Here is an 11973-nt window from a genome sequence, read left to right as displayed (position 1 = left end):
CGACGGCCTCAACTGACGCGCCGCGTCTGCTCGGGAGTCTCGCCGAGGACCTTCTTGTGCGCGCGGGAGAAGTGGGCGTAGTCGGCGTAACCCAGCTCGGCGGCCAGCTCCGAGAGATCGCCAGCATCGCCCCGCAGCCGCGCCGCGGCCTGCTGCAGGCGTCGGCAGTCGATGAGCCATTTGGGGCTCACCCCGACATGTGCTCTCACCAGCCGTTCCAGCGTGCGTGCCGACAGTCCGACGCGAGCGGCGAGCTCGTCGACCCGGGTGATGCTCGCGTCCGTCTCGGCGAGTTCGCAGACCGCGTTCACGGCAATGGCCCGCTGATCCAGCCCGCGTGCCAGTGGGCTGAGCCAGCGGCCGAGCAGCTCGACCAGGCGTTGCCGCGCGGCATCCGAAGCCATTGCTTCGCTCACTGCGCCGAGCGGCGCACCAGGCAGGGCCTCGCCGCGGCCGAGCAGTTCGCGTGGGGGAGTCTGCGTGAGCACGGATGCCGCGGCCGGCCGGAACAGCACGCCGACCGCCCACGAGGCCCCACGCAGTTCGTGCACGTCGAGGCGAGGGTCCGGGCCGAAGAGCCGGGCGTGACCCGGTTCGAGCACAGCGTTGAACGCCGGATAGCTGAGCACGCGTTGCGGACGCACCTCGCCGGGTGGAATGTCCCACCGCACGACCCAGACGTGCCGCACCAGCTCGGCCAGGCCGGAGCCCAACTCGAAGCGGTCGAACACGACCTCGCGCGGCGCCTCGGGCGCGGCGGGGTTCAGATGGCCGTGCGACTGCGGCATGTGCCCTCCTCACCCCATGTACGCGTTGTCGCAAAAGTACAAGACAACGCCGACAGTCGTTTCTAGCCTGAACGCATGACGACAGACAGCACGAGCCTAGACAGCACGAACACAGACAGCACGAACACGGCCACGAACACGGAACTCACGGAGCCCGTGACGGGCCTGCACACCACCGCCGGCCTCCCGCACGGCAAGACCTCGATCACCCCGCACATCGTGGTCACCCCGGCGGCGGCAGCACTCGAGTTCTATCGCGATGTGCTTGGTGCCCGCATCATCGACATCACCCGGTTTCCGGGCGGCTCCGATCTCATTGCACACGCCGAGCTGGATTTCGGCTCCGGCGGCATCACGATGAGCGACGCCCTCGAGAGCTACGGGCTCGTGGCGCCGGAGCCGGGTGGGGCCGTCACGTACTCCTTGGCGGTCTACGTGTCGAATGTCGATGACGTCGCACGGGCCGCCGCGGCGGCCGGGGCGACGGTGCGGGAGCAGCCGATGACCTTCGTCTCCGGCGACCGCTTCGCGTCAGTCGTCGACCCGTTCGGAGTGCGCTGGAGCGTGATGACCCGCGTTGAAGACCTCTCCGAAGCGGAGAGTTCGGCCAGAGTTGCCGCATGGGCGGCGCAGCAGCACGCCGAGTAGCCCGCCCCCCAATTGCCCCCAACTGTATACATTCGGCCCGAATGTCGCGGTCAAAGTGGCGCAAATCGTCCGATGCGGCATAGTCTGTATACATGGCGACGATTTGTCGCTGTGAAGCAGGCGCCGTCGGACGTGCGCCGCTGCGGCGAGGGGGAAGCATGCGGGCAGGTGAAAAGGCGTACGACACCCTGCGCGGCGAGATCCTCGACGGCGTCCTCCGCCCGGGCACCGTGCTCGCGGAGGTCGAGCAGGCCAATCGTCTCGGTGTCTCCCGCACGCCGCTGCGCGAGGCCCTCGCGCGGCTGACCGCCGACCGCCTCGTCACCTCCCTCTCCGGACGTGGCCTCGTGGTGAGCGAGATCTCTGGCGAGAACATCGTCGGACTCTACGAGCTGCGCCAGGCGCTCGAGGGCCAGGCCGCCATGCTCGCTGCCCGTCGCCGTGACGACGTGCCGTTCCGCCGGCTGCGCGATCGCCTCGCCCAGGCGCCGGAACTCCTCGAGCAGGGCGAGACGGGCCTGCGCGAATATTTCAGCATCGTCGACGACATCGACCTCGCCATCGACGACGCCGTCGACAACGAATACCTCGTCGCCGCCCTGCAGAATGTGCGCCTGCACTCGAGCAGAATCCGCCGGCTCGCGAGCCACGATCACGAGCGGCTGCGGCAGGCGGCGGCCGAGCACCTGCTCATCGTCGAGGCCATCGTCGCCGGCGATGCCTCGCTGGCCAGCCACGCCACCCATGTGCACCTGCACAAAAGCTTGACCAATGCACTCTCCAGCGCGGAGAGTGAAGCAACGAGCAGCGCAGGCATCGCCTGAGCCCGCAGCACGACGAAAGGAACCCCGTGCAGCAGCATCACCTCCGAGTGCACCGCAGTGACGAGAACCTCGCCCGCGAGGACCAGCTCGCCTACAAACTGGCCGTTCTCGCCGCCGACCCGGTGGAGGTGAGCGACGAGGTCACCGAGATGGTGATCAACCGCGTCATCGACAACGCGGCCGTCGCCGCGGCATCCCTCACCAGGGCCCCCGTCGTCTCCGCGCGCTCGCAGGCCACCTCGCACCCCGTCTCGGTTCACGGCGTCGGTGCGACGGTGTTCGGGCTCGACCAGGCCCGCCGCACCAGCCCGGAGTGGGCGGCATGGGCCAACGGGGTCGCCGTGCGCGAGCTCGACTACCACGACACCTTCCTGGCTGCCGAGTACTCGCACCCGGCCGACAACATCCCGCCGATCATCGCTGTCGCGCAGCACCTCGCCGAGAAGCGGGGGCTGACCGGGCGCGACGTCGTGCGCGCCATCGCCACCGGCTACGAGATCCAGGTCGACCTCGCGAAGGCGATCAGCCTGCACAAGCACAAGATCGACCACGTGGCCCACCTCGGCCCGAGCGCCGCAGCCGGCATCGGAACGCTGCTCGGCCTCGACGCCGACACGATCTTCCAGGCCATCGGGCAGGCGCTGCACACCACGACGGCGACGCGGCAGTCGCGGAAGGGCGAGATCTCGTCCTGGAAGGCGCACGCCCCCGCCTTCGCGGGCAAGATGGCCGTCGAGGCAGTCGACCGGGCCATGCGCGGCGAGACCAGCCCGACCCCGATCTACGAGGGGGAGGACGGCGTGATCGCCTGGCTGCTCGACGGGCCGGATGCCGCATACGAGGTGTCACTGCCCGAGCCGGGCGAAGCCAAACGCGCCATCCTCGACAGCTACACCAAGGAGCACTCGGCCGAGTACCAGGCGCAGGCGATCATCGACCTCGCCCGCCGCCTGCACAACGAGTACCCGCTGATCTTCGACGACGTCGACGGCATCGAGAGCGTGGTGCTGCACACCTCGCACCACACGCACTACGTGATCGGTTCCGGCGCGAACGACCCACAGAAGTACGACCCGACGGCCAGCCGCGAGACGCTCGACCACTCGGTGCCGTACATCTTCACGGTTGCCCTGCAGGACGGCAGCTGGCACCACGTCGACTCCTACAAGCCGGAGCGCGCCCAGCGGCCGGACACCGTCGAGCTGTGGAACAAGGTCACGACGGTCGAGGACCCGGAGTGGACGCGGCGCTACCACTCGCTCGATGTCGCCGAGAAGGCCTTCGGCGGCCGCGTCGTCATCACGATGAAGGACGGCAGCGTCATCTCCGAGGAGATCGCCGTCGCCGACGCCCACCCGCTCGGCGCGCGTCCGTTCGCCCGTGCCGACTACATTGCGAAGTTCCGGATGCTGGCAGAGCCCGTGCTCGACGAGGCCGAGATCGAGCGCTTCATCGCCCTCGCCGAGCGCCTGCCGGAGCTCACGGCCGAAGAGCTCGGTGGGCTCACGATCCACGCGGCGCCGGGTGTGCTGGCATCCGTGCAGAACCCAGAGGGAATCTTCTGATGTTGTACGCCCAGGCCACCCCGGCCGAGAAGCGCATCGCCTTCCGTGCCGGCCTCGCCGGCGGCGAGCTGCTGCGCTTCCCCGGTGCGTTCAACCCGCTCTCGGCGCGGCTGATCGAGCGCAAAGGCTTTGACGGCGTCTACATCTCTGGCGCCGTGCTCAGCGCCGATCTCGGCCTGCCCGACATCGGCCTGACAACGCTCAGCGAGGTCGCCGGCCGAGCCAAGCAGATCGCCCGCATGACCGAGCTGCCCGCAATCGTCGACGCCGACACCGGCTTCGGCGAGCCGATGAACGTGGCGCGCACCGTGCAGGAGATTGAGGATGCCGGTCTCGCCGGCATGCACATCGAGGACCAGATCAACCCGAAGCGCTGCGGCCACATCGACGGCAAGCAGGTCGTCGACGAGTCGACTGCGCTGAAGCGCATCCGGGCGGCCGTCGACGCCCGCCGCGACCCCAACTTCCTCGTGATGGCGCGCACGGACATCGCCGCCGTCGACGGGTTGAACGCGGCACTCGACCGGGCCAAGAGGCTCGTCGATGCCGGCGCCGACGCGATCTTCCCCGAGGCGATGCGCTCGCTCGAGGAGTTCGAGGCGATGCGCGCGGCCGTCGACGTTCCGCTGCTGGCCAACATGACCGAGTTCGGCAAGAGCCAGCTGTTCACCACGCAGCAGCTCGCCGACATCGGCATGAACATGGTGATCTGGCCGGTGTCGATGCTGCGCCTGGCGATGGGCGCGACGGCCCGCGGGCTCGACACGCTCACCGAATCCGGCACGCTCGAGCCGCTGCTCGGCGAGATGCAGCACCGGGCAGACCTCTACGAGCTCATCGACTACGAGGGCTACAACCACTTCGATTCCGGAGTGTTCAACTTCACCGTGCAGCGTTAGCCCGCGGCATCCGAACCACAAGCGCACAGGAAGCAGACGACGATGACTGACGCCAAGCCCGAAATCTACAAAGGCCTCGCCGGGGTGCCGGTTGACTACACCGCGATCTCCAAGGTGAACCCAGAGACGAATTCGCTGCTGTACCGCGGGTACCCGGTGCAGGAGCTGGCAGCGCTGTGCAGCTACGAGGAGGTCGCCTGGCTGCTCTGGTACGGCGAGCTGCCCACCCGCGAGCAGCTCGACGAGTTCACGGCCCTGGAGCGCGCATCGCGGGCGATCGCGCCGAATGTGCTCAGGGCGATCGACGACCTGCCGCTGAGCACCCACCCCATGGACGTCTGCCGCACAGCCGTGAGCATCATCGGCGCCAACGATCCGGATGCCGAAGACAACGCGCAGGAGCAGAACCTCCGTAAGTCGAAGCACCTGTTCGCCCAGCTGCCGGCGATCGTCGCCTATGACCAGCGCCGCCGCCACGGCCTCGGGCTCGTCGAACCGCGTGACGACCTCGACTACTCCGAGAACTTCCTCTGGATGACCTTCGGCGAGGAGTCGGAGCCGGTCGTCGTCGACGCCTTCCGCACCTCGCTCGTGCTCTACGCCGAGCACTCCTTCAACGCGTCCACCTTCACGGCGCGGGTCATCGCCTCGACGCTCTCCGACGTCTACTCGGCCGTCACCGGCGCGATCGGCGCACTCAAGGGCCCGCTGCACGGCGGGGCCAACGAGGCCGTCATGCACACCTTCGACGAGATCGGCTCGGCCGACAGGGCCGCGGCCTGGCTGGATGAGGCGCTCGCCCGCAAGGCGAAGATCATGGGCTTCGGGCACCGGGTCTACAAGAACGGCGACTCCCGCGTGCCGACCATGCGCACCGCGCTCGAGTCGATGGTGGAGCACTACGACCGGCCGGACATGCTCGAGCTCTATGACGCACTGGAAACGGCGATGGGGGAGCGCAAGAACATCAAGCCGAACCTCGACTATCCGGCAGGCCCCACCTACCACCTGATGGGATTCGACACCGAGACGTTCACGCCGATCTTCGTCGCAGCCCGCGTGGTCGGCTGGACGGCGCACGTGATGGAGCAGCTCGCCTCGAACGCGCTGATCCGTCCGCTGTCCGTGTACAACGGCGTCGACCAGCGGGAGCTCCCCGCCTGAGTTCCCGTCGACTGAGGAGGAACGACGAAGCCCTCGCACACTGAATTCAGTCGTGCGCAGGGCTCAGGGCTTCAGTCGCTAGCGCTCCTTCAGCCGTCGTGGGTGGGCGGCACCGTGCGGCGTTTGAGGATTCGCACAACGGATGCGGCGGCATCCGCACCCCGGCGCTAGCGTTGCGGGATGCACATGTTCTTCCGCACGATGCTGCACTTGCTGGTCTTCTCGCGCCGGAAGCCCCGGCTCGGGCACTACGACGTCGCCAGCACGAACTTCGTGGTGTTGCCGACCGATCAGGACATCCTGAACCACATGAACAACGGCGTCTACCTCTCGATCATGGACGTCGCCCGCTTCGACATGCTCGTGCGCAACGGCGTCTGGGCGATCTTCAAGGAGCGCGGGTGGTACACGGTTGTGGTGTCGGAGACCATCAGCTTTCGCAAGTCGCTCGAGCTGTGGCAGCGTTTCACGGTTGAGTCGCGCATTCTCGGCTTCGACGAGAAGGCCGTGTATGTCGAGCATCGTGCTGTGCGCCCGGACGCCGACGGCAACCCCGAGATCTACGCGCAGGCCTTCATTCGTGGGCGCTTCTTGAAGAAGAGCGGCGGCACTGTTCCCATGGACGAACTGCTCGAGGCCGTCGGCGAGGTGCCTGAGGGCATCGAGGTGCCGGACTGGCTGCTCAGCTGGGCCACGGATGTCGCACTGCCGCCCACCCGGGCAGAGGCGCCCTCCGTCTGGAGCTAGGCCCGCTCGCGCCTGCACGCACCTGCTCGCCTCGTGACTGCGTCCGCTCCGCGCGCCGCGTCCTCGGTCCGCTCGCGGCCCGCGAAAAGTGCACCGGCCCGTTGAATATACCGGGCCCCTGCAGTTATCGCGGGCCCGCAGACGTCTCGGGTGGCGCGGTCGTCACGCCGGTGCGCGTTTGCGGAGCGGCCATGGCTGCCAGCCGCGGGGGAGTTCGTTGAGCACGGCGGCACCGTGCGCGAGGCGCTCTGCGCTGATCCCAGTCGGCGTGTCGCCGCCGATGCGCGAGCCGGCTATCGCGCCGGCGGGATCGACTGTGACGAGCCGGAGGTGCAGCTCGCGTCGCGGTCCGACCGGGTATCGCTCGGTGAATCCACCAGCGGCCACCGCGAGCACGAGCTCCTCAAGTTCTGACGCGGTCCCCTCGACCGACTCATCGCATGCTTCGCAGCCGCAGAAAGGAAACGGGAACTCGTGCAGTATCCCAGCGTTGAGGATCACACCGGGATAGGCGGTTAGAGCAATCAGCAACGGGGCTCCCTCGGGATCACGGGGGATCACGCGTACGATTTCTAGGACGCCGCGCTGCGCGTGCAGCAATTCGGTCGCGGCACCGGCAGCCGACTCATGCCGCACCTCGACGTCATACTCCCGGTCGAGGTGCGCGATAAGTGAGTGCGCCACCGTGTGTAACCCCGCGAAACGCTCCGGATGCACGGAGACGCCGTAACTATTCTCGGGCGGGCCGTCCACTCCCCAGCGGGAGCCATACGGGATCGGCCGACCGCCGGCGTCGAGGAAGACGGCGCTCGGCAGTGCGGGGCGCTGATAGCGCAGGGTCATGGCCAGAGCATAGCCGCGACGGACGCCGACGAGGCGGCGCAATTCCACGCCGCAGGTCTGCGCTCCCGCGCCGGGGCCCGCGAAAAGTGCACCGGCCCGGTGAATATGCCGCGCCCCTGCAGTTATCGCGGGCCGGGAGAGCCAGCCGCCGGCGCGCGAGTGATCCGGGACTGATGCCAGGGGTGGGGCTGTTGCTGCGGCATCCGGAAATCTAGGGTGGAGGCCGTCAGAAACTATTTCTGAGAAATTTCGGATGCCGTGTCGATCTGGGCCCCGCTCGTTCGACGCCTGGGTATGAGGCGGTTCCGCCTCCCACCAAGTGAAAGGGAACGATCATGAAGTTCATGATGCTGCTGCAGTCCGACGAGAGCAACTCCGTGACCAACGGTCCTGAGGAAGAGATGCTCAACGCGATGGGCCGCTACAACGAGGAGCTCATCAAGGCCGGCGTGATGCTGGCCGGCGAGGGCCTGCACCCCACCTCCGAGGGTGTGCGACTGACGTACGACGGGGAAGATCGCACCGTCGTCGACGGCCCGTTCACCGAGTCGAAGGAACTCCTCGCCGGCTACTGGCTCATCGATGTCGCGTCCAAGGAGGAGGCGATCGAGTGGGCCAAGCGGATTCCGATCCCAGAAGGCCAGGTCGAGGTCCGCCAGGTGTTCGCGCTCGAGGAGTTCGACCAGAGTAACGAGTACGTGCAGAAGGAGAAGGTCTGGCGCGAGGAGACCGGCGCGTCGCGCACCGCGTGACCGACCGGGCGGTGATGGCGGAGCCCGCTGCGAGCGAAGCAGTGGGCGCCGCGCGTCGCGCCGTCGAGGCCGTGTGGCGGATCGAATCCGGTCGACTCATCGCCGCGCTCGCCCGCGTCACCGGTGACGTCGGCATGGCGGAGGAGCTCGCGCAGGACGCCCTCGTTGCCGCGCTCGAACAGTGGCCGGAGTCCGGGGTCCCGCGCAACCCAGGCGCGTGGCTCACCACGGTCGCCAAACGCCGTGCCGTCGACCAGTGGCGGCGGCAGGCGGCGTTCGGCCAGCGTGCCGCCGCGCTCGCCGAGGAGCTGCGCACCGCGGATGCCGCGGCCGAGGTCGCCGCGGCGGCATCCGGCCCCGCGCCATCGGCCGCCGCATCCACGGCGATGGCCGGGGCTCCGCTCGCCGTGCAGACGCGGCCGGATCTGGCCGTGCTGCAGCCGATCGACGACGAGCTGCTGAGGCTGATCTTCGTCGCCTGCCACCCCGTGCTCAGCCAGGACGCCCGGGTCGCGCTGACGCTGCGCCTGCTCGGCGGGCTCAGCGCCGAGCAGATCGCGCGTGCCTTCGTCGTGCCGACGGCGACGATGCAGCAACGCATCGTGCGGGCCAAGAAGTCGCTCGCGGCGGCCGGCGTGCCGTTCGAGGTGCCGGAGCGCGCCGAGTTCCCGGCCAGGCTCGACTCGGTGCTTGCCGTGATCTACCTCGTGTTCAACGAGGGCTACGCCGCGAGCTCCGGCGACGACTGGATGCGGCCGGAGCTCTGCCGCGAGGCGCTGCGGCTCGGCCGCGTGCTCGCCGAGCTGCTGCCGCGCGAGCCGGAGGTGCACGGGCTCGTCGCGCTGATGGAGATCCAGTCATCACGGCTCGGCGCGCGCACCACCGCGACGGGGGAGCCGATCTTGCTGCTCGAGCAGGATCGCAGCCGCTGGAATCAGCTGCTGATCCGGCGCGGTCTCGCGGCCCTGGCCAGGGCAGAGCGTTGCCAGCAGGCGCGAGGCGGCGCGGCCGGCTCCTACCAACTGCAGGCCGCGATCGCCGCCTGCCACGGACGGGCGGTGACCGCGGATGCCACCGACTGGGCGCGCATCGCCGAGCTCTACGATCAGCTGGCCAGGCGTGTGCCGTCGCCGGTGGTCGAGCTGAACCGGGCCGTCGCGCTCTCCATGGCGCGCGGGCCGGCCGTTGCGCTCGTCCTCGTTGACGCCCTCGTCGCCGAGGGCCGGCTGGCGAGCTACCACCTGCTGCCGAGCGTGCGCGCGGATCTGCTGCAGAAGCTCGGACGCACCGAGGAGGCCAGGGCCGAGTTCGAGCGCGCGGCGGCGCTCACCGGCAACGAGCGGGAGCGTGCCCTGCTGCGCAACCGTGCCAGGTCGCTCGGTCGCGACTAGCGGGGCTGCGGCCAGACGCGGTGCGTCAGGCCTCGAGCAGCCGCTCGGTCGCGCCGATCACGTGCTCACGCATGGCAGCCGCGGCAGCGGGCCCGTCGCCGGACGCGATCGCGTCGAGGATCGAGCTGTGTTCGGGTGCCGCGAACTTCGCGCCGGTGCGTCCCAGTTTGGAGAAGAGGCGGAAGCGCTGGATCTGCCCGCCGAGCGCGGTGTAGGCCATCGCCAGGAACGGGTTGCCGGCCTGCGCGGCGATCAGCATGTGGAAGCGGTCGTCCGAGCGCCAGTACTGGTTGAATCCCTCCGCCGCGACATCGGCAAGGGCCGCGGACTGGTGGAACTCGTCGACCGTCTCGCGCAGCGCGCCGATGAACTCGTCGGTCTTGCGCAGCGCGGCCTGCTCGGCCAGCGTCGGCTCCAGCACGAGGCGAGCCTCCATCAGCTGCTGCACCTCGAGCCGCGTCATCATCGGGGCGACCCGGTATCCGCGCAGCGCCTCACGCTCGACCAGACCGGTGTGCTCGAGCCTGGCCAGGGCTTCGCGCAGAGGCGTCTGGCTCACATCGAGTTCGCGGGAGAGCGCACCGATGTTCAGGCTCTGGCCCGCGCCGCGATCGCCCGACATGAACTGCTGCAGCAGAACGTCGTACATTTGATCGGCAATCGGCCGCTTGGTCCCTGGCTGCTCGATCATCCTCACAGCTTAGCCTCAACCTCGACGCGGTTGCGGGCGGTGGCGGCGCGGAATGTCGAGTTCGTTCCGAGCGGGTTCGGCTGCCCAGAAAGTGTTGTCGGCATGGCCGCTCCGGCGCGATTCACGCGCGTTCGGCGCGCGGCCGGCCGGTCAGGCGGTTGTAGATCAGGTAGAAGGCGAGACCGGTCAGATTCATCGACACCGTGACGAGCAGGGCGGCGACGATGTTGCCGGAGACCGCTGCCGTGTTGCTGAAGAACACGGCGAAGAGTGTCGAGAACCCGATGAACATCCCCGGCACGGAACTCAGCGCTGGCGCCCGCCCGACCATGATCATCAACGGGTTCGCGACGGCGAGCACCACGGCCGCGCACACCCACTGCGGCACGTCTGGGCCGAGCACCGACTCGAGGGCGGATGTCGCCGCGAGAGTCCCGGCCCCGAACACCGCTCCGACCGCGAGGCAGCGTGCGAGCACCGGCAGCCTGGCTGGCCTGCCCGTTCCGGCCAGGCCCGCCGCGGCCCAGCCGAGGAAGATCCCGTAGGTCGGCAGGCCGAGCAACGCCCCCAGTGCGACGGTCGACACGGCAAGCAGGGTCGCGGCGATCTCGGGTGGCAGCGCCAGGCGGAACCGGCCCGCCCGCCCTGCCTCGATGGGAGCCTGCCGCTCGCGGACATTCAGATCGATACTCACGTTCCACCTCGGCAGTGATCGGTCGTGCGGGTCATGGGAAGCCCACGAGGCACGCCGGTTTCTGAGCTGCTCCTGTGAGTGGCAGCGCCGAGTTCGACTCGTTCCAGAGGGTGCTGTAGTCTGTGGGTACGGCTATAGTATAGCCGTTGAGAGTTTGGAGGCGATGATGCACAGGAGCGTATCGACGACGGTGAGGCCGTCATGAACGCGTACACCGCCCACCCACTTGTAGAGGGATTCCCCGGCAAATCGTCATCGCACGGTGCATTCGGGTGGAGCAGCATGTGGCTCCTCGACGATGGCGAGCGGCGGGTTCTCGTCGACGCGGGCCAGCCCGCGTACATCCCTCTGATTCACGAGGGCCTGGCCAAGCTGGGACTGACCCCGGATGATGTCACCGACGTCCTGCTCACCCACATGCACTGGGACCACGTGGCGAACTTCACGATGTTCGCAAATGCGACGACCTGGGTGGGGGAGAAGGAGCTTGCCTGGGCCGCCGATCAGCCGGCCGGGACGAAGTTCATCCCCGACCTGCACGTGCAGGAGCTGCTCCGGCGCACGAACGGGGTCGAGCGGATGTCGGCAGGCCAGGAGATTCTGCCAGGGATCCACGCGATCGCGAGCCCAGGGCACACCCCCCACCACCTCGCATTCTTCACGGAGCGCACCGCGCAGGGCATGATCTTCGCCGGCGACTCCGTCAAGAACATCCACGAGCTCGCGACGCTGCGCGCCGACTCGAGCATGGACGACGAGCAGAGCGTTGCGACGATCGACCGCCTGCGCTCACTTCTCACGGACACCTCTGGAGTGCTCCTCCCCGGCCACGACGTCGGGCTCACCGTCGTCGACTGCGAGGTGCAGCGTGTGCGACCGCAACACGCGGTAATCGGCTACTTCGCCGACGCGACCGGTGGCGAGCAAGACCGCAGCATCGGCTGAGGCCGCTGCGACGAAAGGACCA

At 68.6% G+C, this 11973-nt stretch carries 13 protein-coding genes; 9 read left to right on the top strand and 4 right to left on the bottom strand.

Annotated elements, in window-relative coordinates:
- Positions 1-8: 8 nt before the first annotated feature.
- Positions 9-788, bottom strand: coding sequence for a helix-turn-helix domain-containing protein (locus EV379_RS15965; protein WP_130507004.1), 780 nt, complete (start codon positions 786-788; stop codon positions 9-11).
- 75 nt (positions 789-863) lie between these two features.
- On the opposite strand from EV379_RS15965, the gene EV379_RS15960 reads away from it, so the two are divergent.
- From EV379_RS15960 to EV379_RS15935, 6 genes are all read left to right on the top strand, one after another.
- Positions 864-1436 carry a VOC family protein gene (locus EV379_RS15960; RefSeq protein ID WP_130507003.1) on the top strand — a complete coding sequence of 191 codons (573 nt, stop codon included), beginning with the start codon at positions 864-866 and terminating at the stop codon, positions 1434-1436.
- Positions 1437-1594: 158 nt separating this feature from the next.
- Entirely contained in the window at positions 1595-2260 is a 666-nt protein-coding gene (locus EV379_RS15955; RefSeq protein ID WP_130507002.1) for a GntR family transcriptional regulator, read from the top strand.
- A gap of 26 nt (positions 2261-2286) precedes the next feature.
- Entirely contained in the window at positions 2287-3825 is a 1539-nt protein-coding gene (locus EV379_RS15950) for an MmgE/PrpD family protein (RefSeq protein WP_130507001.1), read from the top strand.
- The gene (prpB, locus tag EV379_RS15945) at positions 3825-4724 is read left to right on the top strand and encodes a methylisocitrate lyase (RefSeq protein ID WP_130507000.1); all 900 of its coding nucleotides are present in this window, start codon (positions 3825-3827) and stop codon (positions 4722-4724) included. The genes EV379_RS15950 and prpB overlap by 1 nt, the downstream gene beginning before the upstream one ends.
- Positions 4725-4766: 42 nt before the next feature.
- Positions 4767-5888 carry a bifunctional 2-methylcitrate synthase/citrate synthase gene (locus EV379_RS15940; protein WP_130506999.1) on the top strand — a complete coding sequence of 374 codons (1122 nt, stop codon included), beginning with the start codon at positions 4767-4769 and terminating at the stop codon, positions 5886-5888.
- Positions 5889-6068: 180 nt separating this feature from the next.
- Entirely contained in the window at positions 6069-6635 is a 567-nt protein-coding gene (locus EV379_RS15935) for an acyl-CoA thioesterase (RefSeq protein WP_130506998.1), read from the top strand.
- A gap of 162 nt (positions 6636-6797) precedes the next feature.
- Here EV379_RS15935 and EV379_RS15930 read toward each other — a convergent pair whose 3' ends face one another.
- Positions 6798-7478 carry a DUF6226 family protein gene (locus tag EV379_RS15930; RefSeq protein ID WP_130506997.1) on the bottom strand — a complete coding sequence of 227 codons (681 nt, stop codon included), beginning with the start codon at positions 7476-7478 and terminating at the stop codon, positions 6798-6800.
- Positions 7479-7813: 335 nt separating this feature from the next.
- Between EV379_RS15930 and EV379_RS15925 the strand changes: the two genes are divergently transcribed.
- Both EV379_RS15925 and EV379_RS15920 read left to right on the top strand, forming a co-directional pair.
- Positions 7814-8230, top strand: a complete 417-nt coding sequence (locus EV379_RS15925; RefSeq protein ID WP_130506996.1) for a YciI family protein — start codon at positions 7814-7816, stop codon at positions 8228-8230.
- Between the two features lie 14 nt (positions 8231-8244).
- Positions 8245-9621, top strand: a complete 1377-nt coding sequence (locus EV379_RS15920) for an RNA polymerase sigma factor (RefSeq protein ID WP_130507542.1) — start codon at positions 8245-8247, stop codon at positions 9619-9621.
- 25 nt (positions 9622-9646) lie between these two features.
- Here the strand turns inward: EV379_RS15920 and EV379_RS15915 are convergent, their stop codons facing one another.
- Both EV379_RS15915 and EV379_RS15910 read right to left on the bottom strand, forming a co-directional pair.
- On the bottom strand, positions 9647-10312 hold the full coding sequence (locus EV379_RS15915; RefSeq protein WP_242616414.1) for a GntR family transcriptional regulator: 666 nt from the start codon (positions 10310-10312) through the stop codon (positions 9647-9649).
- A gap of 121 nt (positions 10313-10433) precedes the next feature.
- On the bottom strand, positions 10434-11006 hold the full coding sequence (locus EV379_RS15910; protein WP_165397392.1) for a DUF1097 domain-containing protein: 573 nt from the start codon (positions 11004-11006) through the stop codon (positions 10434-10436).
- Positions 11007-11207: 201 nt separating this feature from the next.
- Here EV379_RS15910 and EV379_RS15905 point away from each other — a divergent pair, with 201 nt between their 5' ends.
- Positions 11208-11951 (top strand): MBL fold metallo-hydrolase, encoded by a 744-nt coding sequence (locus EV379_RS15905; RefSeq protein WP_130506994.1) that lies wholly within the window; start codon positions 11208-11210, stop codon positions 11949-11951.
- Positions 11952-11973 lie beyond the last annotated feature (22 nt).

This window comes from Microterricola gilva, assembly GCF_004217495.1.
In the GTDB taxonomy this organism is placed as follows: Bacteria; Actinomycetota; Actinomycetes; order Actinomycetales; family Microbacteriaceae; genus Microterricola; species Microterricola gilva.
Note: the sequence above shows the minus strand (reverse complement) of the source record. Positions and strands in the feature narration are given on the sequence as shown.